24 protein-coding genes, 6 tRNA genes and 3 pseudogenes are annotated in these 26209 nt (G+C 63.1%); 11 read left to right on the top strand and 22 right to left on the bottom strand.

Annotated features, from left to right (window positions below; genetic code table 11):
• The first annotated feature begins 106 nt into the window (after positions 1 to 106).
• Positions 107 to 1078 (top strand): 6-phosphofructokinase, encoded by a 972-nt coding sequence (pfkA, locus tag H7R73_RS12755; protein ID WP_010674852.1) that lies wholly within the window; start codon positions 107 to 109, stop codon positions 1076 to 1078.
• Between the two features lie 1308 nt (positions 1079 to 2386).
• Positions 2387 to 3037 (top strand): annotated as a pseudogene (locus H7R73_RS12760) (amidohydrolase); the annotation flags it as partial.
• A gap of 30 nt (positions 3038 to 3067) precedes the next feature.
• Here H7R73_RS12760 and H7R73_RS12765 read toward each other — a convergent pair.
• Positions 3068 to 4015 (bottom strand): IS30-like element ISAs2 family transposase, encoded by a 948-nt coding sequence (locus H7R73_RS12765; protein WP_019706001.1) that lies wholly within the window; start codon positions 4013 to 4015, stop codon positions 3068 to 3070.
• 106 nt (positions 4016 to 4121) lie between these two features.
• On the opposite strand from H7R73_RS12765, the pseudogene H7R73_RS12770 reads away from it, so the two are divergent.
• Positions 4122 to 4729, top strand: a pseudogene (locus tag H7R73_RS12770) (peptidase dimerization domain-containing protein); the annotation flags it as partial.
• Between the two features lie 70 nt (positions 4730 to 4799).
• Here H7R73_RS12770 and yjjG read toward each other — a convergent pair.
• The 12 genes from yjjG to H7R73_RS12825 all read right to left on the bottom strand — a co-directional run bounded on the left by yjjG (position 4800) and on the right by H7R73_RS12825 (position 11920).
• Positions 4800 to 5480 carry a pyrimidine 5'-nucleotidase gene (gene yjjG, locus H7R73_RS12775; RefSeq protein ID WP_103260210.1) on the bottom strand — a complete coding sequence of 227 codons (681 nt, stop codon included), beginning with the start codon at positions 5478 to 5480 and terminating at the stop codon, positions 4800 to 4802.
• 33 nt (positions 5481 to 5513) lie between these two features.
• The gene (locus H7R73_RS12780; RefSeq protein WP_103260211.1) at positions 5514 to 6998 is read right to left on the bottom strand and encodes a M17 family metallopeptidase; all 1485 of its coding nucleotides are present in this window, start codon (positions 6996 to 6998) and stop codon (positions 5514 to 5516) included.
• A gap of 144 nt (positions 6999 to 7142) precedes the next feature.
• Positions 7143 to 7219: transfer RNA gene (locus H7R73_RS12785), tRNA-Met, on the bottom strand.
• Positions 7220 to 7315: 96 nt separating this feature from the next.
• Positions 7316 to 7392 (bottom strand) — tRNA-Met (locus H7R73_RS12790).
• Between the two features lie 96 nt (positions 7393 to 7488).
• Positions 7489 to 7565 (bottom strand) — tRNA-Met (locus H7R73_RS12795).
• Between the two features lie 96 nt (positions 7566 to 7661).
• A tRNA-Met gene (locus H7R73_RS12800) sits at positions 7662 to 7738 on the bottom strand.
• Positions 7739 to 7835: 97 nt separating this feature from the next.
• Positions 7836 to 7912 (bottom strand) — tRNA-Met (locus H7R73_RS12805).
• A 97-nt stretch (positions 7913 to 8009) separates the two neighbouring features.
• Positions 8010 to 8086 (bottom strand) — tRNA-Met (locus H7R73_RS12810).
• A 224-nt stretch (positions 8087 to 8310) separates the two neighbouring features.
• On the bottom strand, positions 8311 to 9030 hold the full coding sequence (locus H7R73_RS12815; protein ID WP_010674858.1) for a hypothetical protein: 720 nt from the start codon (positions 9028 to 9030) through the stop codon (positions 8311 to 8313).
• Positions 9031 to 9136: 106 nt separating this feature from the next.
• On the bottom strand, positions 9137 to 10771 hold the full coding sequence (locus H7R73_RS12820; RefSeq protein WP_103260212.1) for an ATP-dependent endonuclease: 1635 nt from the start codon (positions 10769 to 10771) through the stop codon (positions 9137 to 9139).
• Positions 10772 to 10847: 76 nt separating this feature from the next.
• Positions 10848 to 10970, bottom strand: coding sequence for a hypothetical protein (locus tag H7R73_RS24395; RefSeq protein ID WP_256094327.1), 123 nt, complete (start codon positions 10968 to 10970; stop codon positions 10848 to 10850).
• Between the two features lie 62 nt (positions 10971 to 11032).
• Positions 11033 to 11920 carry a helix-turn-helix domain-containing protein gene (locus H7R73_RS12825; RefSeq protein WP_182951158.1) on the bottom strand — a complete coding sequence of 296 codons (888 nt, stop codon included), beginning with the start codon at positions 11918 to 11920 and terminating at the stop codon, positions 11033 to 11035.
• Positions 11921 to 12098: 178 nt separating this feature from the next.
• On the opposite strand from H7R73_RS12825, the gene H7R73_RS12830 reads away from it, so the two are divergent.
• Both H7R73_RS12830 and H7R73_RS12835 read left to right on the top strand, forming a co-directional pair.
• Positions 12099 to 13016, top strand: a complete 918-nt coding sequence (locus tag H7R73_RS12830) for a DMT family transporter (protein WP_041215090.1) — start codon at positions 12099 to 12101, stop codon at positions 13014 to 13016.
• Between the two features lie 51 nt (positions 13017 to 13067).
• Positions 13068 to 14000 (top strand): LysR family transcriptional regulator, encoded by a 933-nt coding sequence (locus tag H7R73_RS12835; RefSeq protein ID WP_103260213.1) that lies wholly within the window; start codon positions 13068 to 13070, stop codon positions 13998 to 14000.
• Between the two features lie 52 nt (positions 14001 to 14052).
• Here the strand turns inward: H7R73_RS12835 and H7R73_RS12840 are convergent, their stop codons facing one another.
• The 4 genes from H7R73_RS12840 to H7R73_RS12855 all read right to left on the bottom strand — a co-directional run bounded on the left by H7R73_RS12840 (position 14053) and on the right by H7R73_RS12855 (position 17820).
• Positions 14053 to 14832: a TSUP family transporter gene (locus H7R73_RS12840; protein WP_010674863.1), complete on the bottom strand. Its 780-nt coding sequence runs from the start codon at positions 14830 to 14832 to the stop codon at positions 14053 to 14055.
• Positions 14833 to 15082: 250 nt separating this feature from the next.
• A complete protein-coding gene (locus H7R73_RS12845) occupies positions 15083 to 15832 on the bottom strand; it encodes a tRNA-uridine aminocarboxypropyltransferase (protein ID WP_103260214.1) in 750 nt (249 codons plus the stop codon).
• 189 nt (positions 15833 to 16021) lie between these two features.
• Complete coding sequence (locus H7R73_RS12850; RefSeq protein WP_048207792.1) at positions 16022 to 17011, bottom strand: D-alanine--D-alanine ligase; 990 nt, start codon at positions 17009 to 17011, stop codon at positions 16022 to 16024.
• 200 nt (positions 17012 to 17211) lie between these two features.
• Positions 17212 to 17820 carry a 2OG-Fe(II) oxygenase gene (locus H7R73_RS12855; protein ID WP_041211488.1) on the bottom strand — a complete coding sequence of 203 codons (609 nt, stop codon included), beginning with the start codon at positions 17818 to 17820 and terminating at the stop codon, positions 17212 to 17214.
• A 207-nt stretch (positions 17821 to 18027) separates the two neighbouring features.
• On the opposite strand from H7R73_RS12855, the gene H7R73_RS12860 reads away from it, so the two are divergent.
• Positions 18028 to 18504: a glutathione peroxidase gene (locus H7R73_RS12860; RefSeq protein ID WP_039038588.1), complete on the top strand. Its 477-nt coding sequence runs from the start codon at positions 18028 to 18030 to the stop codon at positions 18502 to 18504.
• Positions 18505 to 18765: 261 nt separating this feature from the next.
• Positions 18766 to 20154: a DEAD/DEAH box helicase gene (locus H7R73_RS12865; RefSeq protein ID WP_103260215.1), complete on the top strand. Its 1389-nt coding sequence runs from the start codon at positions 18766 to 18768 to the stop codon at positions 20152 to 20154.
• A 70-nt stretch (positions 20155 to 20224) separates the two neighbouring features.
• Here the strand turns inward: H7R73_RS12865 and H7R73_RS12870 are convergent, their stop codons facing one another.
• From H7R73_RS12870 to H7R73_RS12885, 4 genes are all read right to left on the bottom strand, one after another.
• The gene (locus H7R73_RS12870; protein WP_103260216.1) at positions 20225 to 20665 is read right to left on the bottom strand and encodes an acetyltransferase; all 441 of its coding nucleotides are present in this window, start codon (positions 20663 to 20665) and stop codon (positions 20225 to 20227) included.
• Positions 20666 to 20727: 62 nt separating this feature from the next.
• Complete coding sequence (locus tag H7R73_RS12875) at positions 20728 to 21183, bottom strand: GNAT family N-acetyltransferase (protein ID WP_223956621.1); 456 nt, start codon at positions 21181 to 21183, stop codon at positions 20728 to 20730.
• Positions 21184 to 21206: 23 nt separating this feature from the next.
• Entirely contained in the window at positions 21207 to 21539 is a 333-nt protein-coding gene (locus H7R73_RS12880; RefSeq protein ID WP_039038590.1) for a YnfA family protein, read from the bottom strand.
• Between the two features lie 268 nt (positions 21540 to 21807).
• Positions 21808 to 22653 (bottom strand): DUF5718 family protein, encoded by an 846-nt coding sequence (locus H7R73_RS12885; protein WP_041215896.1) that lies wholly within the window; start codon positions 22651 to 22653, stop codon positions 21808 to 21810.
• Between the two features lie 267 nt (positions 22654 to 22920).
• Between H7R73_RS12885 and H7R73_RS24490 the strand changes: the two are divergent.
• From H7R73_RS24490 to H7R73_RS12905, 4 genes and pseudogenes are all read left to right on the top strand, one after another.
• Positions 22921 to 23479: pseudogene (locus H7R73_RS24490) on the top strand (class IV adenylate cyclase).
• A gap of 26 nt (positions 23480 to 23505) precedes the next feature.
• The gene (locus tag H7R73_RS12895; protein WP_039038593.1) at positions 23506 to 23898 is read left to right on the top strand and encodes an NUDIX hydrolase; all 393 of its coding nucleotides are present in this window, start codon (positions 23506 to 23508) and stop codon (positions 23896 to 23898) included.
• Between the two features lie 101 nt (positions 23899 to 23999).
• Complete coding sequence (locus H7R73_RS12900; RefSeq protein ID WP_010674875.1) at positions 24000 to 24506, top strand: GNAT family N-acetyltransferase; 507 nt, start codon at positions 24000 to 24002, stop codon at positions 24504 to 24506.
• A 104-nt stretch (positions 24507 to 24610) separates the two neighbouring features.
• Positions 24611 to 24919, top strand: a complete 309-nt coding sequence (locus H7R73_RS12905; protein WP_103260217.1) for an antibiotic biosynthesis monooxygenase family protein — start codon at positions 24611 to 24613, stop codon at positions 24917 to 24919.
• Positions 24920 to 24959: 40 nt separating this feature from the next.
• On the opposite strand, the gene pdxY is transcribed toward H7R73_RS12905, so the two are convergent.
• Positions 24960 to 25823, bottom strand: a complete 864-nt coding sequence (pdxY, locus tag H7R73_RS12910) for a pyridoxal kinase PdxY (RefSeq protein ID WP_010674877.1) — start codon at positions 25821 to 25823, stop codon at positions 24960 to 24962.
• Positions 25824 to 26209 lie beyond the last annotated feature (386 nt).

Below are 26209 nucleotides of genomic sequence, written 5' to 3' on the forward strand. Positions count from 1 at the left end.
TCGCTTTCCTATGGACCCTCTCGCCATAGGAAAGCCGATATAGTAAAAGCGGCCAGCCGTATTATTCAGAATCTTGATTTTCGACAACTCAGATCCAGAGGCACTCATGACCAAACAAATCAAACGTATTGGTGTTTTGACCAGTGGTGGTGACGCACCGGGTATGAACGCAGCCATCCGCGCCGTGGTGCGCGCCGGTCTGCATCATGGCCTGGAAGTTTACGGCATCTATGATGGCTACCTCGGTCTGCACCAGGACCGTATCGTCAAGCTCGAGCGTCACAGCGTCTCCGACGTCGTGAACCGTGGCGGTACATTCCTCGGCTCCGCCCGTTTCCCCGCCTTCAAGGATCCGAAAGTCCGTGCCGAAGCGGTCGAAAACCTGAAGAAACACGGCATCGATGCCCTGGTGGTCATCGGCGGTGACGGCTCCTACATGGGTGCCAAGAAGCTGACCGAAGAGGGCTTCCCCTGCATCGGTCTGCCGGGCACCATCGACAACGACATCGCCGGTACCGACTTCACCATCGGCTTTGACACCGCCCTGAACGTGGTCGTGGACGCCATCGACCGCCTGCGCGACACCTGCAGCTCCCACCACCGCATCTCCGTGGTCGAGATCATGGGCCGCCACTGCGGCGATCTGGCCATGTCTGCCGCCGTTGCCGGTGGTGCCGAGTACGTGATCGTGCCGGAAGTGGCCTTCGACAAGGAGAAGCTGCTGCAACAGATCAAGGAAGGGGAAGCCAAGGGCAAGAAGCACGCCATCATCACCATCTGCGAGCACGTCACCGACGTCAACGCCCTGGCAAAAGACATCGAGGCCATGACCGGCCGCGAAACCCGCGCCACCATCCTGGGTCACATCCAGCGTGGCGGTTCTCCCACTGCCCGTGACCGTATCATGTCCAGCCGCATGGGTGCCTTCGCCGTCGAGCAACTGCTGGCGGGCCAGGGTGGCCGCTGCGTCGGCATTCAGGGCAACGAGATGGTGCACCACGACATCATCGACTGCATCGAGAACCTGAAGCGCCCGTTCAACCAGGAGCTGTACGATCTCTCCACCACCCTGTTCTAAGGGCTGTGGTCTGACAAAAAACCCTCCTCTGGAGGGTTTTTTTATGCGGGCTCCTCACCCCCTCCTCCCCCTGCGGGGGCCCGACTATCCACTGGCCACTGTCGCCATGTCTTACCCCTTGCCCGGCGGCCCTGAGCCTCTGACCCCACGACCTTCTCCTTTACTTCTTTCCCCCGCTTTTCTGCTTGCTCACCTTGTTCGCGACGGGTCTGGATAAAGGCCTTGGTGCCGCAGAGCCAGGGCCCTGCGCCAGGGCTCCCCTGCCCTTCATCCCATCACACTGGCGCCATATAGCAAACCGGGTGGGCCGACGATATCGCCCGCTTCCCCTGCGCGCGGGCCCAGTGGCTCGTCCCCCCAAGAAAACAGCGAAAAACGGGGCTTCCGGCCACCCAAGGCCCCATGAAGATCGCCCCCCCCCATTTTCCCGCCTTCCCCCTTTCCTTCCATGCTCCTTTGACGGCTTTTTTGTCGTTTTTCGTACTCTTTTTGCTCCCATCCTGTTTGGGATGAGCAGAAAATTGAGCCTTCATCGGATAACCCTGGCTGGCAACAGCCTTGCAGACTGGGGCTAGGACACAGGTCGTGAGAAAACATGACATGGGATGACAAAACCTGGCTGACAGCCACCAAACTCCCTATGGCGACACAAATCGGCGCATCCCGCAGGCCATTTTGCTGACCAAAAATGGAGACCACCTAACGGACCCCAATCGGAACCACTAAAGAGAGCGTCATAAAAATAACATAACTCAATGTATTTAAAGGCTTTATATGCATTCCCTTTAACTGGCATCACCATAAAACCCTTACAAGGACAAAAAACGCCCTTAAACTTGGGAAAATGCGGCCATATTTAACCACCAAACCATTTTTGCCTCATAATTACATTTTTCGTTGTTTTATCGTTCTGTTGTGGTATCTTGGTTCCATCATGAGCCAACCAAGGGAGATAAAATCATGAAAGAGTTCGTAGTTACCGCCGTTTTCACCGTGTTTTTCACTCTGGTTGCCGTCTCCATGCCGTCGCTGGCACAGCTCTAAGTCGGTCAATCAGCCATCTGCCACCTCTGCACCAGAGGGGTGGTTCAAAAAACAGACTGCGATATGGGTTTTTGACGTGCTCTGGCAAAGAATGATGCCAAGCCATCATTGAATGCGATCTGCGCGCACAAAACGACCTCGTCGACATCCATGCCATCTTTCAAGGGGAGCCCGGGCTCCCCTTGTCGCATCTCCCCCTGCGGGATTTACTCTTGCCCCCCTGCCCGTCACAATGGCCGCTGGATTTGCCACGCAGGAACCACCATGACTCAGGATGCCTTGCGCCACTGGCGCCGCGACCTTCATCGTCACCCCGAAGCCGCCTGGTGTGAATTTCGCACCACCACCCTCATCGCCCAACACCTCAGTGAACTCGGTTTCTCCATCATGCTGGGGGATCAACTGCTCGCCAGCACCCTCATCATGGGACGGGAAATAGACGTCGAGGCCCAGAAGGCCCGTGCCCTGCACCAGGGGGCGCATCCGGAGTGGCTGACGCGGATCGACGCACTCACCGGCGTGATGGGACTCTGGGAGAGCGGGCGCCCCGGCCCCACCCTGGCGTTTCGCTTCGATATCGATGCGGTGGAGGTCGAAGAGAGCCAGGAGGCGTCACACCTGCCCGGCCAGGGAGGCTGGCACTCCGCCAACCCGGGCTGGATGCACGCCTGTGCCCACGATGGTCACACCGCCATCGGGCTGGTGCTGGCCGAGCGGATCGCGGCCCTCTCCGATCGCCTCACTGGCCGCATCAAGCTCTTCTTCCAGCCGGCTGAAGAGGGCTGCCGAGGCGGCAAGGCGCTGGCGGCAGGGGGGCAGCTCGATGACGTGGACGCCCTGCTGGCACTGCACATCGGCATTCACGCGAGCAGCGGTGAGCTGGTGGTCAACCCCACCGAGTTTCTCTGCTCAACCGCGAATTCAACTTCGAAGTGCGACACTCGCCTATGCCGCCTGACGGTACTCTTCGAATACCTTGACAGGCTGCCTGAATCCGAGACATTTCCGAGGTCGTAGGTTGAGCCACTGCTCCGCTCTCCTGACATCCTCGTCCGTGACCTCTCTCAGGTCTGTTCCCTTTGGGATAAACTGCCTCAACAGCCCATTGCTGTTCTCGTTCAGACCGCGCTCCCACGAAGAGTAAGGGTGCGCAAAGTAAGTCTCGGCACCCAGCGCTTCCTCTATCGCCTTGTGTTCGGCAAACTCGCCGCCGTTGTCAAAGGTGATGGTATGCACCTGCTCGATGTAGGGCGTTAACATCTCGATTATCGCATCCCGCACCACCCCAGCCTGTTTGCTCGCGACCCGCTTGACCAGATAGAGCCGGCTCTTGCGCTCCACCAGGGTGACCAGTGCACCTGTGCCTTGCTTGCCCAGCACCGTGTCCGCCTCCCAATCACCGAGCCGCTCCCGGCTATCGACGATAGCCGGCCGTTCATCAATAGAGCGGGCTTCCTTGATGGGAGAACGCAGGCTGCTCGCCCCCTTGCGGTAGCGCTTGTGGCCCTGGCGCAGATGGCGGTACAACTGGCCACCCCGGGCTTTGTCGGCGGCCACATGGCGGTATATCCACTCGTGACTCACCATGAGGCCTATCTGCTTGCCCACCGCGCTTATCTGCTCCGGGCTCCACCACCAGGCGAGTGTCAGCTCGACAAACTGGATGACATCGGCAGATAGCCGAGATTTGGCCGCACTGGCCCGTCGGTGGGTGGCGTGCTGATGCGCATTGTCTGGCTGGTAGCCCTGCGGCCCGGCGTTACGACGCAGCTCCCGGTAGAGGGTGGAGCGATGAACGCCAATGGCGCGTGCGGTGGCAAGGATGGACATCCCCTGTGCGCGAAGCACCGATAACTGGTATCGTTGCCCCTCGGTCAACTGCTGATAGCTCATGGTGATACTGCTTTTACTTTGGCGAGCAGAAGGGTACCACCAATCAGCAGTTGGCCACCTCTCGCCATTCATCCATGAGTGTCGCACTTATTATCTGAATTCCCGAACCAAATTCGACGTGGAGTTCATGGGGCAAGCCGCCCATGCGGGGCTCGAGCCCAACGCGGGCCACAATGCCCTGGCGGCGGCCTGCATGGCCACCACCGCCATGCTCGGCATTCCCCGCCATCGGGACGGCATGACCCGCATCAACGTGGGTCAGCTCAACGGCGGCAGTGGACGCAACGTCATCCCGGGCCATGCCCGCCTGATGGGGGAGACCCGTGGCGCGACGCCGGCCCTCAACGACTACATGTTCAATCAGGTGCAGCAGATTGTGGAGGGGCGGCCCTGATGCAGGGCGCGACCTACCACATCCGCAAACAGGGGGAAGCGATCGGCATCGAGAACAGCCCAGCCCTCATCGAGGAAATCGTGCCTCTCGCACAGGGGAATTCCCTTGATACCATCCACACCCGCCGCTTCGGAGCCAGCGAGGATGCCGGTTTCCTCATCGAGCGGGTACAGCAGCACGGCGGCGAAGCCGCCTATCTCATCCTGGGAGCCAACCTCGCGGCCCCCCACCATCATCCCGAGTTCGACTTCGACGAAGCCGTGCTGGCCCCCGGAGTGGCCTTGCTGGAAGCCTGGCTGCTCGCCCGCCTCGGCCGCTAGCAGACGCCGGATGCAAACAAGGCAGCCCATGGGCTGCCTTGTTTTTTTACACCCTTGCGGACATGGGGACCTACTCTCCCAGCACGATCGCGCAGAGATGGGCGAAGTGGTGGATCTCGTGGGTCGCCTCGCACGGGCCTGTCTCCCGTCCCGGGTTGTACCAGCAGGTGGCAAGCCCCTGGGCGGCGGCACCGGCGATGTCGGTCTTGGGATTGTCCCCCACCATCAACACCCGCGCCGGGCTCGGCTGACCCATCTGCGCCAGGGCATGCTGGAAGATGGCCGCCGCCGGCTTGGTCACCTGCACCTCGTCAGAGATAACGAGAGGCTCAAACCAGCTGTTCCAGCCCAGTTTGTCGAGGCGCCCGCGCTGGGGCAGGCTGAAGCCGTTGGTGATGATCCCCATTCTGACCTTGCTCTTCAGGGTCTGGAGGGTCTCCTCCACCCCCTCCAGCGGCACGCTCAGGGCGATGATCTGCTGCAGGAAGGTCTCGTTCATCGCCATGGGCGCCACGTTGACCTGCTCGGCAAAGAGCGAAAAACGGGTCTGCTGAAGGTAGGTGGCGTCAATCTCCCCTGAGTTGTACTGCTGCCAGAGCCGCTGGTTGAGGGCATGGTACTCCGCCATCTTGGGGGGAGTCGGCGCCACGCCGTAGATCTGCAGGGTCCGCTCCAGCGCCCTGGCGACCGGAAAATCGAGCAGGGTTTCGTCCAGATCGAACAGCACCCAGTCATAGCTTGCTTGTTTCACGCTTGTCCTTATTGATTGTGCTTGGCCACGTTGTCATGCGTCGGGCGCACCCATCCCCAGAGGGCTGTCGAGCAGGGTCAGGGTCAGCCTGACACCAAAGCCGGTTACCTCGCTGCCCACCACGCCATTGCCCCCCTTGTTGCGAAAACCACTCAGGTCGAGGTGCAACCAGGGAAGCTCGGCGGGCACGAAGCGCGTGAGAAAACGGGCGGCATCGATGTGATCCGGGGAGGCGCCCGGCGCGCACTGTAACAGATCGGCCCACTCGCTATCGAGGTTGTCATCGTAATCCTCGTCCAGAGGGAAGGGCCAGACTCGCTCCCCGCTCTGCTGTCCCAGCGCTATCAGCGTGGTGAGCCACTCGGGGCGGTTGGTGAAGGCGCCGCTGTAACGGCTGCCGAGCGCCCGTTTGCAGGCGCCGGTCAGGGTGGCGTAGTCGATCAGCAAGTCGGGTTTGTCCCCGGCCGCCAGGGTCAGGGCATCCGCCAGCACCATGCGACCCTCGGCGTCGGTGTCCACCACTTCGATGGTGGTGCCGTTCAGCGCAGTCACCACCTCACCGGGCCGGAAGGCCTGCGGGCCGATGTGGTTCTCAGCGATGGCGAGCCAGCAGTGCACCTCAACGGGGAGTTTCGCCCGGCTGATGGCCAGCAGTGTGCCAAGGGCCACCGCGCTGCCCCCCATGTCCAGGTGCATGCCATACATGCTGCCACCGACTTTCAGGTTGTAGCCACCGGAGTCGTGGCAGATCCCCTTGCCCACCAGCGCGACGCGGCGCACCGGGTTGGCCGGACAGTAACTGAGCCTGACGATGGCGGCCTGACCGTCCGCCGAACCACGGGCCACCGCCAGGAAGGCGCCAGCCCCCATCCGTGCCAGGGTCGTCTCATCAAACTCCTGCCACTGCCACCCCTCCTGCTGCGCCAGCTCCCGGGCATAGGCCCGGTAATGACGGGCATTGAGCTCGGACGCTGGCAGCACTGCCAGGTGGCGAGCCAGACCATTGCCTTCGGTTTCTGCGCTCAGGCGGGCCATGTCCAGCTCGCAAGGGGGGGAAAGTTGCAACTGCTGATAACCCGGTCCTGTCGCCTCACTCCGTTTCTGGGTCGGCAGGGTCACATCGGCGGCGAGCAGGCAGGCGAGCACCACCCTTGCCAGTTGCGCGCGATGCTCATCGTCAAAGCCCTCCAGATGGAGCGCCAGGTGCGTCGCCTTGAGGCCCGCCAGCGAGCCCACCCAGCTGCGCACCTGCTTGTAGAGCCGATGATCCAGGACCGGGCGGGCATCCATGAAGATCACCCGTTGCAGCCCCTGACTGTCGTCAAGGGAATAGGGGGCCTTCTGACCCAGGGCTATCTGGGTTGCCACGGCGGCAAAGGGAGGCGTCGCCAGCAGGGTATCGCGCGCTGAGTCGGCAATGAGCAGGAGTTTGACGGCAGCCGGCCCTGCCATTACTTCGGCGAGGGAGGTGCTCTGCATCGTGATTTGGGGAGAAGAATAGCTAAAAGGGGTCATCACAGGGTGCGGCCTCATCCATGAACAGAAAGCAGGATGATACCGAACAAATGGCGAGAGGGATCGGAAAAACACACATTATTGTGTGCAAGCAACAGATGCTGGAGGGGATCAGAGAGGTAATGCAGAAGAAAATAAGTCAGAAGTTGGTTGCGGGGGCCGGATTTGAACCGACGACCTTCGGGTTATGAGCCCGACGAGCTACCGAGCTGCTCCACCCCGCGTCCGAATTGTATTGCCACCACAAAAAGCAGAGCAGTTGCTTCTTGCTGTCTTCGTCTCCACCACAGGCGCTAGCGCTTGCCATGGATACAAATAGTTGGTTGCGGGGGCCGGATTTGAACCGACGACCTTCGGGTTATGAGCCCGACGAGCTACCGAGCTGCTCCACCCCGCGTCCGAATTGTATTGCCACCACAAAAAGCAGAGCAGTTGCTTCTTGCTGTCTTCGTCTCCACCGCCGCGCTATGCGCTTGCCATGGACACAAATAGTTGGTTGCGGGGGCCGGATTTGAACCGACGACCTTCGGGTTATGAGCCCGACGAGCTACCGAGCTGCTCCACCCCGCGTCCGAATTGTATTGCCACCACAAAAAGCAGAGCAGTTGCTTCTTGCTGTCTTCGTCTCCACCACAGGCGCTAGCGCTTGCCATGGATACAAATGGTTGGTTGCGGGGGCCGGATTTGAACCGACGACCTTCGGGTTATGAGCCCGACGAGCTACCGAGCTGCTCCACCCCGCGTCCGAATTGTATTGCCACCACAAAAAGCAGAGCAGTTGCTTCTTGCTGTCTTCGTCTCCACCGCTGCGCTATGCGCTTGCCATGGACACAAATTAGTTGGTTGCGGGGGCCGGATTTGAACCGACGACCTTCGGGTTATGAGCCCGACGAGCTACCGAGCTGCTCCACCCCGCGTCCGAATTGTATTGCCACCACAAAAAGCAGAGCAGTTGCTTCTTGCTGTCTTCGTCTCCACCGCTGCGCTATGCGCTTGCCATGGACACAAATTAGTTGGTTGCGGGGGCCGGATTTGAACCGACGACCTTCGGGTTATGAGCCCGACGAGCTACCGAGCTGCTCCACCCCGCGTCCGAGGTCGCCCATAATAGGCGCCAACGCTGAGATTGCAAGTAAATATCCTAAAAAAAGTTTATTCGGGGATTAAACCGTCACATACTGCGCTCTTTTGCAACAAATCGCAGTTTTTTCAGGCAGCTAGCGATCTCTCGCCCCTCAGGCCCCTCCCCGCCTTGCCCCTCTTTGCCATAAAAAAAGCCCGCACGACAAGGTGCGGGCGGAAGGATGCGCCGGGATCAGGCCAGCTGGTGCAACACGCTGGTCGCCGCAATCTGGGCGATGATGAGGCCGCACAGGGTCACGGAGACCACCACGGGGGCCGTCTCCTGCTGACGGTAGATGGGGCTGAACCAGAGCAGCAGGGCTGCGACCAGCAGGCCGGCCTGGGTCACTACCCCGGGGATCAGCGGGTCGAGCCCGGCGCTGCTCCCCTGCCAACCCACCAGCACCGCCAGCCAGATAAGACTCAGGATGGCGGAGACGAGCCCCGCCAGGGGCAGCAGCAGATTGAAGGCTTGCAGGCGGTGGCGGGCACGCAGCAGCATCAGGTGGGCAAAGGCCGACCCCAGCAGCACCATCTGCAGCAGGCCGCCGAGCCAGCCCTGGATCTGCATCAGACCCAGCCCGTAGAGGGCGAGCGGCATGGCGGGCAACCACAGCAGGGTGGCGGGGATGGCGCGCTTGCCCTCCAGGCGAGACTGGACCAGGGAGAGCACGATACCGAGCACCAGGGCGGCCCCCCCGCTCCAGATGAGCCAGCCCGCAACCTTGGCCTCCACCGCCAGCATCAGAGAGAGCCCGGTGATCACCCAGACCGAGAAGAGCTGGGTAGTGATCCGCGAGCGCTGGCCCGGGCAGAGATCCCCGCGCCACAGGACGAGCCCCACGGCGATCAGGGCCCCCAGGGCCATCAGACCGGTCAGGGGAAAGAGCCAAAAAGGAAGTTGGACGAACATAGGGTCTCCGGCAGCAGTCCGGGTGCGGGTGCACCCATCACAGGGTAAGGAAGGACAAGAGGCAGGGAGTATATCCAAACTCCCTCCGTCTTCCCAACGTCGCCGGTCAGCTTTGTCCCCGGGCAAGGGCAACCACCCGGGCAAACATCTGCTTGAGCACAGGGGGAATGTGCTCGCTGCCGAGGCGCTCCGCCTCCTCCACCACCGCCAGGGCCATGCCTGGCTTGCTGCGATGGTGGATCGCCTTGGCGATGATGCGCCCGACGTTGAGGGTGGAGCGCCCCCCGACCCCCGCCTCGCGCCGGAACACCCCCTCGAACCCGTTCTGGTAGAGGTAGTGCTCTATGTCTGCCGCCGGCAACTGGGTCAGCCGATCCCGCTCGCGCTCCCCCTTGAGCAGGGAGCGGGCGGAGCTCGCATACTTGGCGCCCGCCTCGTCACCGTCGGTGAGCAGGTGCCACTCTATGCCAAAGTCCCGGGCCACCTTGATGAGGGGAGCCTGGCCGCACTGGGCGAACTCGATGATGCGCACCCCCTCCGCCCGCAGGCTGTAGCCGCAGATCTGGGCCAGCTCCGAGAGCAGCCAGATCTCGGTCTCCCCTTCCACCAGCAGCCAGCAGCGAGCAAACATCGACATGGGCCTGTTGATGCGCACATGGAAGGCAATCTTGCGCAGATCGTCGCTGCTGTAGCGCTCCCCTCCCAACTGATGGCAGAGGATGTCCTGCTGGCGGCGTACCAGACGACGCACCTGATTGAGGGGCAAGGAGGAGAGCAGGTCCCCCGAGTTGGTGGTGAGCAGCTTCTGGCCGGGCAACTGCTCCAGCAGACCCCAGGCCAGGGCCAGCATGGTGGGATGCAGGCGGCTCTCTGGGTCTTCCAGCATCAATATGGGTCTGGCCCCCTCCTCCAGCTCCCGGTTGCCCCGGGCGTGGAGCAGCATGGCCGCCATGCCCGCCATGGCCAGTTGCAGCGCCCGGTTATCCGCATTGCGCAGCAGCACCTGCAGGTTGCCGGGATTGCGCAGGGTCATGGGGCGATTGACGATATCCCGCTGGCTGCGAGGCTTGTGCTTGATGGGCGCCAGGGCGCTGAAGTAGTGCTCCATCAACTGCTGCACCGCCTGCAGCGCCTCCTTGAGTTCTGGCTCGCCGATGCGCTGGGGCTCGTCGGTGAGCTTGCCGGCCAGCTCGTCCAGCCGCTGCTCGCACAGATCCCCCCAGGGCAGCCGCTCGATGCCCTCCCGGGCGGTACGGGCATCCCGCAGCCTGAACACCGGGTTCATGGTAATGAGCAGACGCACCAGCGCCTCATTGTTGTCGATGGCCAGGCTCTTGCCGATGCCGTCGAGAAAGTCGTGGGTGGTGAGCACGCTGCCATCGTCCTGCAACTCGGCGCTGGCACGATAATGCACCCGGTGGAACTTGTCCTTGTGGGGGATCCAGGCCGCCCCGAGGCGGGCCAGACGGCGGGAGTGCTGGCACATCTGGGGACGATACTCGCTGAAGGTGAGCACCAGTTGCAGCGTGCGCGAGGGTTCGAGCTCGGGATCTTCGGGCCGGTGAAAATCATCCTGACCAAATTGATAGGGCTCGGCATCCCCCAGCAGACACCAGAGGGCCCGCAGCAGGCTGGATTTGCCCCAGGCGTTTTCGCCGATGAGCACAGTGGTGTTGTCCAGCCCGAGGGAGAGGCGATTTATTCCGCGAAAACCTTTGACTTCAATGCGTTCCAGAAACATGCGGCCATATCCAGTCCATCCTGATGGCGCAATAGTGGCAAAGTTGCCGGAAAAATCCTATCGGGTTACGGCGTTTTCAGCGGGAACTGTGAGGAACGAGCGGTTCGGGCGGCGTCGGCTGGGTGGCGCGATAGAGGGGGGCATTCCAGTGGTTGAACCAGAGATGGCGAGTACGAGTCTGACGTTTGCGATGATTCAATGGGCATTCCTTTCAATGGACAAGAGACAGAGGGTACACCTCTTTTGCCCAGAGTCTCAGGGTTATCTGTGACAGGAGAATGACAACTGGGCTCGCCACTGGCCCGGGCTCAGGCCGAACGCCTCCCGAAAACGGTTACCAAAATGGGCCTGGGAGGAGAAGCCGCACTGGGCGGCGATGCTGGCCAGAGGCTCGCTTCCCGCCAGCAACTGCTTGGCCCGCTTGAGCCGCAGCCCGAGCAGGTAGCGGTGAGGCGGACACCCCAGGCTCTGCCCGAACATCCGGGCGAAGTGGTATTCGCTCAGACCCGCCTCCCGGGCGAGCTCTCCCAGGGTGACCGGCTCGGCCAGGTGAGCCTGCAGATACTCCTGCACCCGGCGCACCACGGCGGGGGCCAGGCCGCCGCGCACCTCCGGCAGCGCCGGGGCCTCGCGGGTGTGATGGCGATAGGCGTGCAGCATCAGCATCCAGGCACCGTGGGAGAGCGCCATGCGATCGATGCCGTGCTGCCAGTCCAGCTTCATCAATTGCCCCTGCACCAGGGCCGCCGCCTGGGGATCGTCGATGAAGGTCTTGTCTTCCAGTTGCAGATGACGCCCCTCCTTGTCGCACGCCTGCTCGGCGATACGGCTGAAGTGGCCGGGGGTGAAGTAGAGGTGGAAGAAGCGAAACTCCTCGCGCACCAGCCATTCGGACCTGTGGTGATCCGGCATGATGCACACCTTGCCGGCACCGCCATGGCCACCGGGGCCGTCCAGCCGCTCGGTCTGCTCGCCCCCCTGCAGGTAGACGCTGATGGTGTGGTTGCCCGGCTTGTGGTAGCGGGTCTGATCGTAGCGGTTGCACCAGCTCGCCACCCCGAGCCCGGGCTCCAGCCAGCAGGAGTCCTCCAGCCTGGCACCGGTGCTCACCAGGGCATCAAAGACCCCTGCCTGTCTTGTCTGCTGCATGGCATGCTGCACGCTTGCGTCCCTCTCTGGCACTTGCCGCCCCTTTCCTGTCGCCATCTTATCGCGCCTCATGGTCAAAGGCTGCGCCTCCGTTGAAAAAACCGCAAGATGGTGCAAGCCGGCCCCCCGCCTCACGGTTCATGCTGATCACATCATCTTCTCTTGATGGGATCACACCATGAATCTGATGCTCTATGTTTCCACCGTCCTCATCTGGGGCAGCACCTGGATTGCCATCGCCTGGCAGCTCGGCCCCATCCCCATCGAGGTCTCGGTGCTCTATCGTTTCGCCCTGGCGGCCCTGGCCCTGTTCGCCCTGCTCACGGTGAGCGGCAAGTTTCCGCGCCTGCCCTGGGCGGGCCAGCGTTATGCTGCCCTGCTCGGTGCGTTGCTCTTTTCCACCAACTTCCTCTGTTTCTACCACGCCACCCTCTATATCCCGAGCGGCCTGTCGGCGGTGATTTTCGCCAGCGCCAGCATCTTCAACGGCCTCAATCTCTGGCTGTTCGAAGGTAAACGACCGGGCCTGCGTTGGCTGCAAGGATCGTTGCTGGGGCTGCTTGGCACCCTGCTGCTCTTCTGGCCGGTGCTGGCGGATGCGCAACTGGGTGCAAACGGCTGGAAGGGCTTGCTCTTTGCCTGCGCCGGCACTCTCTGCTTCTCCCTGGGCAACCTGGTCTCCGCCCGGGGACAGCGCCAGGGCTATCACGTATTACAGATGGTACCCTGGGGCATGGTCTACGGCGTGGCGCTGCTGCTGGGCTGGGTCACGGTACTCGGTCAGTCACTCACCCTGCCCACCGACCCGCGCTACCTCGCCGCCATGGTCTATCTGGCCATCTTCGGCTCCGTCATCGCCTTCACCGCCTACCTCACTCTGGTGGGGCGCATCGGTGCCAGCAAGGCGGCCTACGCCACCGTGCTCTTCCCCCTGGTGGCCCTCACACTCTCCACCTTCTATGAAGGCTTTGTCTGGCAGACGGTCTCCATCGTCGGCGTGGTGGTGAGCCTTATCGGCAACCTGGTGATCTTCGCGCCCCCCGTCAAGGCGTGGCGCTGGCCGCTATCAAGGGCCGCAAACGGTACTTGCCCCTGATGCCACCAGCCCCTAAGGTAACCGCGTCCAACACACGAGGAGGGAGGACGCATGTTACTGGAAGGGCTGGAGACACTCTGCCTGCTGGCAAGCGAGGGCACCATGGCCAAGGTTGCAAGCCGCCTCTATATCAGTCAGTCGGCGGTCAGCAAGCGCATCGCCCAGCTGGAGCAGCGCCTTGGCAAGAAGCTCATCGAGCCGGATGGCCGTCATATCCGCCTCACTCCCCAGGCCCGTGAGCTGCTCGCCCGGGTAGCCCCAAGCCTCGCCGAAATGAAGGGGGTGCTGGCGGACAGCCAGATCCTCACGGATCAGACCCCTCTGTCCATCGCCTGCTCCGAAACCCTGCTGGCGGGCTACCTCGCCCGCTTCATGCACGCCTACCTTGAACGGGATCCCCACATTGCCCTCTCTACCCACCACACCCCGGTCATTCTGGCCCGGGTGCGCGGCGGGGATGCCCTGCTCGGGATCTGCGCCGGTCGCCTGCCGCCGGGCCATGGGCTGTGTGCCGAACGGCTGCTGGAGGAGCCCTTCTATCTGGTGGGGGACGCTCTGGATGAGGCGGCGCAGCCGGATCACCAGAGCGCCTTGCAAGAAACTGTGACCAGCAAGCAACTGACTGAAGGCGACGTGAGTAAGGGGATGCAGGGCAAGGTGCGCAAGATCCTGACCATGGATCTGGAGAACCCCTCCAACCGCTATCTGCGCGAGCCCCTGGCCGCCCTCGGGCTTATCCCCGCCATGGAGCTCGATTCCTACCTGGCGCTGATCGAGCTGGCCAAGGCAGGCATTGGCCCCGTGCTCCTGCCCGCCGGCCTGCTGGCGCTGGTGGGTGAGCAGGGGACACAGGCACGCCCCCTGCCGGGACTGGGCCGCCCGCTCCACCTGGTCTATCGGCCAAACAGCCTCAAGCGCGATCGCATTGCCCGCCTGGTGCAGGCGCTGCAAGCCCATTTCCGGCAACTATCGGCACTGGGCTGAAACGCAAGAGGGCCCGATCTGCGATCGGACCCTCGTCATGGGGGATATTGGCTCAGCCCAGCCAGGCAAAGAGCTCGGGGTACTGGCTCCACACCAGCTTGGCGGACATCACCAGGGAGACGGTCACCAGCAGCGGCTTGATGAGCTTCACCCCTTTCTTGAGCACCAGCTTGGAGCCCATGCGCGCCCCGATGAACTGCCCCAGCGCCATGCACAGCCCCACGCTCCACACCACCTTGCCCCCCAGGGTGAAGAAGAGCAGGGAAGCGATGTTGGAGGTGAAGTTGAGCAGCTTGGTGTGGGCGGTGGCCCGCGCCATGCCAAAGCCCGCCAGGGCCACGAAGCCGATGGCAAAAAACGACCCCGTGCCCGGCCCGAAGAAGCCGTCATAAAAGCCCACGCCCCCTCCCACCAGCAGGGCAAACGCCATGGGAGTGAGGCGGCGCTGGCTCTCCGCATCGCTCACCCTGGGGGAGAAGTAGAAGTAGCAGGCAAACGCCATCAGCAGGAAGGGGAGCAGTCGCTCCAGGATGGCGGCATCGATGGTCTGCACCGCCAGGGTGCCGATGGCCGCCCCGATGAAGGTGCAGATGACCGCCGGCCAGATGATGGCCCACTCAAGGAGCCCCTTGCGGGCATAGAACCAAGTGGCGGAGAAGGAGCCGAAACTGCTCTGCAACTTGTTGGTGCCAAGCACCAGGGCTGGCGGCATGCCGGTGGCCAGCAGGGCCGGCACCGTCAAGAGTCCCCCGCCCCCGGCGATGGCATCGATAAAGCCGGCGATGAGGGCCACCCCGAACAGGGCGACCAGGGTGAGCAGTTCCAGTTCCATCCATAGACCTCGTGTGATTGGCGGCGCCCGGCATGGCCTGGAGCCTGAAGGAGTCAACAGGTCGCTATCCTAGCGAGGGCGGGCTCATGAAGCCAACGAAACAATGGCAGCCAACTGATTCCTTATTTTCATCAATCAGCGTGCAAGAGGGTCTGTGCTTTGATAACCGCCAGCCCCTGTAGCAGGGGCGCTTCATCCGCACCGGGCGCACGGCTTACCCGGCCAGCCATGTAGCGGCTGCTGATGAGGATTAATCCAGAGCGCGGCTCTGGCCCTTGATGGTCTCCAGTCCCTCCAGCAGGGGCGCTTCATCCGCACCGGGCGCACGGCTCACCCGGCCAGCCATGTAGCGGCGGCTAAAGAGATTGAACCAGAGCTGCAGCGCCTGTCCCGCCCGCAGCTCCCCGGCCACTTCCAGCACGCAGGCGGCCACCTCGGCGGTGCACAGGTGCTCGTCGCTGTGGGCGACGCGCATGCCGTAGGTAGAGAGCGCGTCCGGCTTGATGGCGAGCACCGGGAAGCCGTCCAGATAGGGACTCTTGTTGAACATCTTGCGCGCCTCGGGCCAGGTGCCGTCCAGCAGGATGAACAGCGGCTTCTTGCCGGGGGCCAGTACCACCTCGCCGGTCAGGCGGTCGGGCACTTTCTCGCAGGCGGGAAAGACCACGTAGGGCTGCCAGGCGGGATCCGCCAGCAGGGCCAGCAGCTCGGGATGGGGTTCGGTACGCGACCAGAGAAAGGCCCAGGTGGAGTCCGGCAGCACGTCGGCGATGAGGCGCCCGGTGTTGGAGGGCTTCATGGGCTCGCTGTCATACATCATGAGGCAGAAACCGGCCTCGGCCTTGAGCGCCGGGCGCCAGTCGCAGGCACACCAGTCGTGGCGCAGCTGGCAGGCATCGCAGCGTGGCACGCTGCCGCCACGGGCAAGAAAGGGTCGGGTCGAGACGCTCTTGCGCCAGATGCGCAGGCGGTTGACGGCGTGATCGGGGATGGGCTTCATGGAACGCGGCTCTGACGGTGCCTGTGGCGGGACAAAAGGGGGCTGATTGTAACGGCGCGCCCTCCTGGCGGCAAGGCTTGCCAGGCGGCGCCCTGCCCCTTCCCTCCCCGCGCTCTGCCCGCTTCCCCCCATGAAAAAAGGGGCCCTGAGGCCCCTACTCACCATCCGTTGCAACCGGGTCTGGCGACGTCAGACCGCCTTTCGCAGGATCTGCTCCAGATAGTGCGCGAAGCTGTGGCCGTGGTGCTCCAGCAGTTTCGGGAACATGGAGATGGAGGTCATGCCCGGGAAGGTGTTGATCTCGTTGAGCAAAATCTCCCCCTCTTCGGTCAGGAAGAAGTCGATGCGCGACAGGTGGGTCAGCTTGAGCTGACGGAACGCCTTCAAGGCGTACTCGTGGATGGCATCGGCCTGGGCCTGAGTCAGCCCCTCGGCCTTGAGCGCGGTCTCGGTGTGACTGGCGCTGCTGTACTTCTCTTCATAGGTGTAGAACTTGTCCTGGGGTACGCAGATCTCCCCCGGATAGGTGGCCACCAGCTCGTCACCATACTGGTAGACCGCCACTTCCAGCTCGCGGGGCTTGACCGCTTTTTCGATCAATACCTGCTCGGAGTAACCGAAAGCATCGGCAATGCCCTTCACCAGATCTGCCTCGTTGCTGGCGGAGTAGCAACCCACGGAAGAGCCCTGGGAGGCCGCCTTGATGAAGACCTTGCCCCACTTGGCCAGCGCCGCTTTTGCCTCGGACAGGCTCGCCTCGTCCTGCTCGGTCAGGAACAGGTAGGGGGTATTGGGGATGCCGATGGCGGTGAGCCACAGCTTGGTGGTGATCTTGTTGAAGCACACCTTGCTCGCCTCGGCGTCACAACCCAGATAAGGCAGGCCGGCCAGCTCGAGGAAGGATTGCAGATCGCCGGTCTCACCGGGATAGCCGTGGATGCAGGGCACCACGTAGTCCACCGGACGGGCCACGCTGTCGAACGAGAGCAGCTTGTCCAGCCCCAGCTTGCACTCGCGACCGTCGGCGGAGAGCCAGCGGTCGGCAAACATCTCGACCCGGGTCACTTCGATACCGGGCAGGAGCCCGAGCTGTTTTTCGAGGAAATTGGCGCTGCGCAGCGAGACTTCGTGCTCGGAGCCGCCACCGCCGCACAGCAGCAAGACATGCATGTTCTTCATTAGATGTGATCCCTTGGGAGAAGCGGCTTCGTCATCACCATGTCAAACCCAACCGCATGAAAACCGGACGAAGCCAGAAACGAACATAAGTGCGGGCAGTGTAGCAAGGGAGGGGAAGCCTTGTCAGCCGATGGGGCGCACCTCCCCCTGCCCGGACAGATAAAAGTCTCTTCCTGTGTCAGAAACAGGATGAAATGCGCTCAGCGGGGGGGATCGACCCGCCCGGCGCCATTGCCGTTGACCCGAAACCAGCCGGCAATGCTGTAGCGCTCCCGGCTTGCGGGCAGCACCTCGTGGGGAAACTCTTCAGACAGGAAGAGCACCAGCCGCCCGCCCCGGGGGGAGACATCCATCAGAAACTGCTCGCTGTCGTCATAGACCCGCAATATTCCCCCCGCCTCTGGCTGCCAGTCGTTGTTCAGGTAGAACACCGAGGTGAGCCGGCGGTTGGATCGCCCGGCGAAGGCGTCGCGATGGGTGGCGTAGAAGTCCCCCTGACGGTAGCGGGCAAAGTGGGCCTCGTAGTCGAACAGCCCCAGCATCAGGCTGCGATTGGCGGCCAGACGCAGGGACTCCATCCGGGCCAGATAATCGGCCACCGGCGCGCCGAGGGAGGCGTCGAGCCAGTGGATCTGATCCCGACGGATATCGCGGTTGTCCTGATGCAGGGTCTCGCGCCCGATCCCCGCCGGTCGCCACTCGTCCGGCAGGCAGGCCTTGAGGGCATCCACCTCGGCGGCGGTTAAAAAATCATCCACTATCACCCAACCCCGGGTGTAGATGGCATCCATGACGGCTTGATAGTCCAAGATAGGCTCGCAGCGAGGGGAGAGAGTGCGCTTTGTAGCGACTTCGGACCATCGGCACAAACCGGATTGCTTCTCTTGAGAAGTCCCGCCATCAATAGGAGTCTGGGGGGCACAGACGCCCTCCCCCTTGCTCCCCGGCCCTCGGCCCGTTAACGTGCAAGGATTGTCCCCGGGCGCCTTGTCGCCCCTCTTGCATCAGGAGAAACCATGCCCCTGCCCCTCATCCCCCTGCAACGACTCGATGGCACGGCCTGGTCCACCGCCGATCTGCAGGGCCGTGTCGTGCTGGTGGTCAACGTGGCAAGCCGCTGCGGTTTTACCCCCCAATACACCGGGCTTGAGGCCCTCTATCGCCAGTTCGGCCCCCAAGGCTTCGAGATCCTGGGCTTCCCCTGCGATCAGTTCGGCCATCAGGAGCCGGGCGATGCCGAGGAGATCGCCCGCTTCTGCTCTCTCGACTACCCGGTCAGCTTCCCCCTGATGGCCAAGTGCGAGGTCAACGGCGCCGGGGCCCACCCCCTCTATCGCTGGCTCAAGGAGCAAAAGCCCGGACTCCTTGGCAGCGAGGCCATCAAGTGGAACTTCACCAAGTTCCTGATTGACCGTGAAGGCCGGGTGGTGGACCGCTTCGCCCCCCAGACCAGGCCGGAGGATCTGGTGCAGGCCATCGAGGGACTGCTCTGACGGGCGTGCGCCGAGGCGAAGCGGGCCCCTCTTGGCGCCCCCCTGGCCTTTCCCTGCCGGGATGGCCGTGGCAACCCTGCTCGCGACACGGCTGCTGCGCGTGCGCCTCGCATCTGCTATATTACGCGCCCACTGTCTCTTGTGCGGTCGCTTTGCCGGGCTCAGGCCCAGCCTCGATGGCGGCCCACCCTATTTTCCATGTCGTGACGGACCAAGGCTGCCGTCACCCGTTGAGCCCAAGGCTCGGAGTGTCCCTCGAACATGTCATTCAATGAACTGGGTCTGTCACCGCACATCCTGCGGGCCGTCAAGGAGCTGGGTTACGAACAACCCACCCCCATCCAGCAGCAAGCCATTCCCGCCATCCTGGCCGGGCAGGACGTGCTGGGCGGCGCCCAGACAGGCACGGGCAAGACGGCCGGTTTCACCCTGCCCATGCTTCATCGGCTGCTGGCCAACCATGGCCGTGGCGGTCGCCGCCAGGTGCGAGCCCTGGTGCTGACCCCGACCCGGGAGCTGGCCGCCCAGGTGGGCGAGAGCATCATCAAATATGCCCACCACCTGCCGTTTCGTACTCTGATCGCCTATGGCGGCGTCAGCATCAAGCCGAACCTGGACGCCATCAAGCTCGGGGTCGACATCCTGGTCGCCACCCCGGGCCGCCTGCTGGATCTGCTGACCCAGGGCGCCCTGACCCTGAGCGCCCTCGAGGTGCTGGTGCTGGATGAAGCGGACAGAATGCTCGACATGGGGTTCATCACCGACATTCGCCGCATCATGAAGGCCCTGCCGGAGGAGCGTCAGACTCTGCTCTTCTCCGCCACCTTCTCCAATGACATCAAGGCGCTGGCAGACGATCTGCTCAAGGATCCCACCCTCATCGAGGTGGATCCCAGTAACACCGCCGCCGAGCAGGTAAGCCAGCGCATCATCCAGGTCGATCGGGAGCGCCGCCGGGAGATGCTCTCCCACATGATTGGCCGTGGCAACTGGCAGCGGGTGCTGGTGTTCGTGCGCACCAAGCAGATTGCCGACAGGCTCGCCCAGCAAATGCAGAAAGATGGCCTGGATACGGTCGCCATCCACGGTGACAAGAGCCAGGGGGCCCGCAACCGGGCGCTGGCGGATTTTCGTGAAGGCAAGGTGCGGGTGCTGGTTGCCACCGATATCGCCGCACGGGGTCTGGACATCGATCAGCTGCCCCACGTGATCAACTTCGAGCTGCCCCAGATGGCGGAGGATTACATCCACCGCATCGGCCGCACCGGCCGTGCCGGGCGCGGCGGCGAGGCCATCTCCCTGGTGAGCCAGGACGAGCTGGGTCAGCTCAAGGAGATCGAGGCGCTGATCGGCCAATCCCTGACCGTGGAGATCCTGGAAGGGTACGAGCCGAGCGGCAAGCCGAGCCGCCAGACCCTGCCGGGCAGCAAGCCGGTGCAAAACCCGCCCCGCGCCCGTGGCCATGCCAACGCCAAGGGCAAACCCGCCGCCGGGAAAGGCAAGGGGGATGGCGCCAAGAAGCCGACCCAGCCTGCGCAAAACAAGTCCCGCAAGCGGGAAGTGGTGGGCGAGGATATCGGTTTCGCCCCCATGCGCCGCCTGCCCAAGGCCCAGCGGGGCGACTATCAGGACAACTCCAACGAGGAGTGAGGGGGCGCGAGCCAAACCTCCTGAACAACAAAAAACCGCCCTCGGGCGGTTTTTTTATGCTCTGGCGCCCTTAACAGGCGGCCAAGGCCATGTGCAGCAGCGGATAGGGCTTGCCCTGGCCATCCAGGGGGGAGCGCCCCGTCACCTCGAAGCCCATCCGTCGGTAAAACCCACAGGCCCCTTCGTTTTGCTCGTTCACATCCACCCGGCGCGCCCCGAGATTGGCGATGGCATGGGCCACCAGTTGGCGACCCACCCCCTGCCCCATCCCGGCGGGGGCGATGAACAGCATCTCGATATTGCCCTCGGCCACCCCGATAAAACCGACGATCTCGCCATTGTCTACTCTGGCACAGTTCAGCGTCACGGCATCGAAATAGTGCTCCAGGATCAAGGGCCTCAGGGCCGCTATGTCGGCTTCTTGCAGGAAGTGGTGGCTGGCGCGCACCGAGGCCTCCCAGATGGTGATAAGGGTTGGGTGATCGCACTTTTGTGCGGCGTCAATTTTCATCGCTACCTCAATATGTTGCGGATAACAGCCCACGCCTTTGATGATGCAGCAGTCCATGGGACTTATTGCGGCGCCTTGATAACAAACCCTTTCTCGATGCCGGCCTTGAAACCGAGTCCCTCATAGAGGCGATGAGCGGCCTCCCGCCCCTCCCCTGAGAGCAGCATCACCTTGTAGCAATCCAGCTCCCAGGCCAGCGCCAGGGTATGCTCCAGCAACTGATGGCTGAGCCCCTGGCGGCGAAACGCAGCACCCGTGATCACATGCTCTATGATGCCGAAGGGTCGGCCGCCGTTGGTGAGGGTCGGGATCACCCCGAGCTGGCAGCTGGAGGCCAGCTGGCCCTCCACCAGGGCCACCATGATGCGGGTATGGGGCAGATCAAGCATCGCCGCCAATCCCTCGCGGGCCCCTTGCTCGTCGAGCACGGGGTCCTGAGGCCTGAGTTCCTGATAAAGGGCCAGCAGCCCGGCCAAGTCCTGCGCCTCACACTCTCTTATCACCACTGTCGTCATCATGCTGACCTCCCTTGGCATCGATATCAGGCGGGTCTTGGGGCAAACATGATGATGGCCATGCCGATCAGGGCCACCCCGGCCCCCACCAGATCCCACAGGCTGGGTTTGATGCCATCCACGGCCCAGAGCCAGAGAATGGCCACGAAGATGTAGACGCCGCCATAGGCGGCATAGACGCGGCCAGCGGCGGTCGGGTGCAATGAGAGCAGCCAGGCGAACAGGGCCAGGCTCAGGGCCGCGGGCAGCAGCAGCCAGACGCTCTTGCCCTGGGTCAGCCAGAGATAAGGGAGATAACAGCCCAGGATCTCGGCAACCGCAGTCACCAGAAACAGGGCCAGGGTCTTGAGTTCAACCATGAATACTCGGGATCCTTGCAGGCAGAATGGACTTCTTGTGGCAAATCATACTGTTATATCCAGCCACTGCAATCGGCTTTCGAGGTGCACGGTTCAGGGCACGGGAGGCAGATGGCGGAGCGCGAACAGGATCGAGGAACATCATGCGCTTGGCATGGCGTGCGGTAGGTATAGAGGGTATGCAAACAGGGGGTAGAAAGCCGACAGGGAACGGGCTGCGCTGTGCTTAAAAACAGTCAGGCCCGCCGAAGCGGGCCTGACGACAGGATTAGCGGGTCTTGACCGCCTGCAGCAGCACGGAGACATCCGGCCCGAAGCGGCGGGCTCGGATGGCCTCCTGGATATCCTGCTCGTCGTAGCGACTGGCGGGGTAGACCACCACGCAGGCGGTATCACCGGGGGCGAGGAAGTGGGTCTCGCCAAAGGGGGTGTAGCGGGTGGCACCGATGCTGATGAGCGCATGGGCCGGGCGCCCCGCCTGGGCCAGCAGCCCCTGGATATGCTCCGCCGGGCCTTCGTCCTGCTGATGGTTGAACTTGTCGATGGCCCACGCCAGCAACTGACCGTGGAAGTAACTGTAATCCACCGCCGCGCTGTCGATCCCGTAGGGGTGCAGCTCACCGCCGCGCTCCAGGTAGCAGGCGATGCGGTAGTCATCGAGCTCGCATCCGGCGGCAAAGTGGGTCAGGGGCAGCAGGTTCGCGGCCAGCCCCTTGCTCTCTTCACCCCAGTTCTTCTTCTCGCTGATCTTGTTGGCATTGGGGCGACGGATGGAGCAGTCGTTGTAGGCGCCAAACGCCTTGGGATGGATGGCCACCACCTGCTCCCCCGCGTACTCCAGCTCGCACCACAGTGCCACCTCGGGTTCAATCTGCACCTTTTCGTCCCCGCTCACCGCCGCCTCCGGCAGGAAGATGGCCTCGCCGCTCAGGGGAAAGACCCCGAGCTGGCCGGGATGGTTCGGCACATAGAAGGGGAACAGCGCCTTGGGGGCGACCTTGTCGTCAACCTTGACGGCGACGAAATCCGCCGCCTCCCCTGCCTGCTCCAGGTGACCGGCGAAGTTGCCCGCCACGCCCAGTCCGATAAAGGGGGTCTGTGAGGTGATCTGCATCTGTGGCTCCACTGGCGCGGCCGGGGCCGCCGCCTCGTTGTCGTTGTTCAGGGCGGCAATACCGCCAAAGAGGGAGCTCATTAGAGCACAGCCCCCGGACGGCGCCCAGCCACCGGGCCACAAGCTGTGCACCAGGGCGGATTTTCCCTCACCATCTGGTCATAAAGTCGGCAGTCAATGCGAAGCTGTGATCCCGATGCTTGGGAGAGCCCGGCACTTTTGCTAGGCTGCCCTATTCATTTGCCGTTAGGGAGCCGTCGCAAGGCCATGACCACCCACTTTCAGGGGCACTTCGAGGTGGAGTTCAAATACCGCCTGACGGACAGCGCCGCTTTTCTGCATACCCTCACGGCCCTCGGCCCCGAGGTGATGGTGGCGGACAATCATGAGCAGGACTGCTACTTCGACACGGCTGACGGCGCCCTGGCCCGGGAGGAGAAGAGCCTGATCATCCGCACCATGGCCCCCAGCGGCATCCGGCTCTGGATAGTCAAAGGGCCCGGACCCGATCGCTGCGAGGCGGTCAACATCACCGACGCCGACAAGGCGACCAGCATGGTGCGAACCCTGGGCTACCGGCCGGTGCTGACCATCGACCATCGACAAGCGGCGTAGCATCTATTTTCTGGGGGCCTTCCACGTCACGGTGGATCACCTGGCAGGTGTCGGTGATTTTGCCGAGCTCGCCATCATGACTGACGACGAGGCCGCCCTGCCCGCCTACCGCGCACAACTGCTGGCGCTGGCTAGCCGGCTGGGACTGGCGCCCGAGATGCGGGAAACCCGTTCCTATCGCACCCTGTGCGAGCAGCGAGCCCCCCTTTGACAAGCGGCAACAAGAGGAATCTGCCCATGATCGACAAACTCGCCTGGCTGACCTTCAAGGAGGGACAACTGCTGTGTGCCCGCTCCCACGGCAAGGACATCTACTACATTCCGGGGGGCAAGCGCGAGCCGGGCGAGAGCGACGAGGCGGCCCTCGTTCGTGAAATCGAGGAAGAGCTCGCGGTCACCCTGAAACCCGACACCCTGGCGTTTGCCTGTGAGTTCAGCGCCCAGGCGGACGGCAAGCCGCAAGGGGTGAATGTCAATCTGCGTTGCTACACGGGGGACGCCGACGGCACGCCCGTCGCCTCGGCGGAGATCGCCGAGCTGCGCTGGCTGGACAGCCGCCACCTGGCCGAAGTCTCCCCCGTCTCCCGCCTGCTGTTCCAGTGGCTGGCAGCGCAGGGACTGATCCACTAAGAGACGGCGCACCTGACCGGATGATAATGGCACCGGCAGGAGAGTCCGCGCCCGAGACGTTAATCCCCCACGTGGGCCAAGAGAGAAGATGAGGACATTCAATGGAGATCCTTGAGGTCGAGAGCACCAGAGGCATCAAACCGGCGCTGATCGCCCTGCTGCAAGATTGCGTGGCCAGCGGTGCCTCGGTGGGCTTTCTGCCTCCCCTGCAGGAAGAACAGGGGCTGGCGTACTGGCAAGGCATCGAGGGGGAGCTGGCGGATGGAGTGCGCAAGCTCTGGGTGGCGTTCGATCAGCACCATCTGGTGGGCGCCCTGCAGCTCTCCCTGTGCACCAAGGCCAACGGGGGCCACAGGGCCGAAGTGGAAAAGCTGATGGTCCACAGCCAGGCCCGTGGCAAGGGGGTGGGTCGCGCCCTGATGAACGCCATGGAGCAAGGGGCCCGGGACGCCAGGCGTACCTTGCTGGTGCTGGATACCCGGGTCGGCGACGTGGCCTCCAGCCTCTATCGCCAGCTCGGCTATCAGGAGGCCGGCCAGATCCCGGACTTCGCCCGCAATGGGGACGGCACCCTCGCCGCCACCCAGTTCTTCTACAAGCAGCTCTGAGGCAGACGGCCTGGCAAGACCGGACAGCGTGCCGGTCTTGCCCCCTCCAAAGCTCGGCGTACATAGGTTTTTGGTTCAATCAGACTCATCCGCAAGGAGCCATCATGATATTGGAAGTCGCCCATCTGCAGATCATTCCCGGCAATGCCACTGACTTCGAGCAGGCCTTCGCCCGGGCCCAGCACATCATCAGCGCCATGCCCGGCTACCTGGGCCACCAGTTGCAGCGTGCCCTGGACGATCCCCATCACTATCTGCTGCTGGTGCAGTGGGCGCGGCTGGAAGATCACACCCGGGGGTTCAGGGGCTCCCCCCAGTACCAGGAGTGGAAGGCCCTGCTGCACCACTTCTACGACCCCTTCCCCAGGGTCGAACATTTTCAGGATGCAACACCGATCAGTGCCGCAAGCTGAACCTTGATCAGACAGTCCCGTCACGGACTGATCAATGGCGTCAGGCCAGTCGCTCGGCCCTGTGGGCAATCTGCGGCTCGGCAAAGGCGCTCTGGGCCGCGATGAGCTGCAGCTCGTAGGCATTCGCCTCCCAGGTCTGTCGCAGCACCGCATCCACCGCGGCGTTGGTGCGCTCGAAGGCGCTCACCCCATCATATCCCGCCTGCAGGTTGGCCAGCATCAGGGCACTGATGAGATCCCCCACGCCCACCGGTTGGCGCGCGAAATCGTAAAGGGGACGGGCGATCAGATAGTCTCCCTCGGGGGTGGCAAGCAGCATCTCGAAGCGGCCGGGGACGCTGGCGGCGCGACCCAGGTGCTTGACCAGCACCATCTTCACCCCCTTCTCCAGCAACTGGCGTGCGGCGACCCGGGTCTGGGCCAGGGTTGTCAGATGGACATCGCACAGGGTCTCCAGCTCCAGCAGATTGGGGGCCATGATGTCCGCCACCGGCAGGGCCTGCTCGGTGAGAAAGCGGGTGACGCCCGGGGCGACGATGCACCCCTTCTCCGGATGCCCCATCACGGGATCGCAGAAATAGAGGGCCGCCGGATTGGCTCGCTTCACCGCCGCCACCACCGCCAGGATCTCGTCCCCCTGCTCCGCCGAGCCCAGATAGCCGCTCAGCACCGCATCGCAGCGCGCCAGCACCTCGATATTGCAAAGCCCCTGGCACAGGGCGGCAATGTGGCCCGCCGGCATTGCCATTCCCTGCCAACCCGCCTCGTACTGGGTGTGGTTGGAGAACTGCACCGTATTGATGGGCCACACCTCCATGCCGAGACGGCGCATGGGGAACACGGCGGCGCTGTTGCCGGCACAGCCAAACACCACGTGGGACTGGATAGAGAGAATGCGTTTCATCGACACCACCGCACAAGAAACCTGAGGAAAAGAGGCAATATATCGGATGAAGAGACGGCTCTTCCAGCAATTAACGCCCTGACTCCCTATTTATGCTTCTGCAGGCCTAACCTGCCGCATATTTGACCGCCGCTACCCAGTTTCTGCACAACCCTGGAGCCATCTGCCCGCGGCTGCGGGGTGATAAATGTACTTGTACGCCTCTTGTCTGATGGCATACAAGGTGGTTTTTCAACCAACCATGAACAGTCGGGATCAAGGATGAGGTCCGATGACAAGGCGCCAGTCGGCAGTCGGCAGTCGGCAGTCGGCAGTCGGCAGTCGGCAGTCGGCAGTCGGCAGTCGGCAGTCGGCAGTCGGCAGTCGCAAAATATGGCAACAATGGC

This window comes from Aeromonas sp. WP2-W18-CRE-05, assembly GCF_014168615.1.
GTDB classification, from domain to species: domain Bacteria; phylum Pseudomonadota; class Gammaproteobacteria; order Enterobacterales; family Aeromonadaceae; genus Aeromonas; species Aeromonas caviae.

Coding starts and splice junctions, on each gene's coding strand:
- pfkA (WP_010674852.1), top strand. CDS start 107: ATGACCAAACAAATCAAACGTATTGGTGTTTTGACCAGTGGTGGTGAC.
- H7R73_RS12765 (WP_019706001.1), bottom strand. CDS start 4,015: ATGAGCTATCAGCAGTTGACCGAGGGGCAACGATACCAGTTATCGGTG.
- H7R73_RS12815 (WP_010674858.1), bottom strand. CDS start 9,030: ATGTTCGTCCAACTTCCTTTTTGGCTCTTTCCCCTGACCGGTCTGATG.
- H7R73_RS12820 (WP_103260212.1), bottom strand. CDS start 10,771: ATGTTTCTGGAACGCATTGAAGTCAAAGGTTTTCGCGGAATAAATCGC.
- H7R73_RS12825 (WP_182951158.1), bottom strand. CDS start 11,920: ATGCAGCAGACAAGACAGGCAGGGGTCTTTGATGCCCTGGTGAGCACC.
- H7R73_RS12830 (WP_041215090.1), top strand. CDS start 12,099: ATGAATCTGATGCTCTATGTTTCCACCGTCCTCATCTGGGGCAGCACC.
- H7R73_RS12835 (WP_103260213.1), top strand. CDS start 13,068: ATGTTACTGGAAGGGCTGGAGACACTCTGCCTGCTGGCAAGCGAGGGC.
- H7R73_RS12840 (WP_010674863.1), bottom strand. CDS start 14,832: ATGGAACTGGAACTGCTCACCCTGGTCGCCCTGTTCGGGGTGGCCCTC.
- H7R73_RS12845 (WP_103260214.1), bottom strand. CDS start 15,832: ATGAAGCCCATCCCCGATCACGCCGTCAACCGCCTGCGCATCTGGCGC.
- H7R73_RS12850 (WP_048207792.1), bottom strand. CDS start 17,011: ATGAAGAACATGCATGTCTTGCTGCTGTGCGGCGGTGGCGGCTCCGAG.
- H7R73_RS12860 (WP_039038588.1), top strand. CDS start 18,028: ATGCCCCTGCCCCTCATCCCCCTGCAACGACTCGATGGCACGGCCTGG.
- H7R73_RS12865 (WP_103260215.1), top strand. CDS start 18,766: ATGTCATTCAATGAACTGGGTCTGTCACCGCACATCCTGCGGGCCGTC.
- H7R73_RS12870 (WP_103260216.1), bottom strand. CDS start 20,665: ATGAAAATTGACGCCGCACAAAAGTGCGATCACCCAACCCTTATCACC.
- H7R73_RS12875 (WP_223956621.1), bottom strand. CDS start 21,183: ATGATGACGACAGTGGTGATAAGAGAGTGTGAGGCGCAGGACTTGGCC.
- H7R73_RS12880 (WP_039038590.1), bottom strand. CDS start 21,539: ATGGTTGAACTCAAGACCCTGGCCCTGTTTCTGGTGACTGCGGTTGCC.
- H7R73_RS12885 (WP_041215896.1), bottom strand. CDS start 22,653: ATGCAGATCACCTCACAGACCCCCTTTATCGGACTGGGCGTGGCGGGC.
- H7R73_RS12895 (WP_039038593.1), top strand. CDS start 23,506: ATGATCGACAAACTCGCCTGGCTGACCTTCAAGGAGGGACAACTGCTG.
- H7R73_RS12900 (WP_010674875.1), top strand. CDS start 24,000: ATGGAGATCCTTGAGGTCGAGAGCACCAGAGGCATCAAACCGGCGCTG.
- H7R73_RS12905 (WP_103260217.1), top strand. CDS start 24,611: ATGATATTGGAAGTCGCCCATCTGCAGATCATTCCCGGCAATGCCACT.
- pdxY (WP_010674877.1), bottom strand. CDS start 25,823: ATGAAACGCATTCTCTCTATCCAGTCCCACGTGGTGTTTGGCTGTGCC.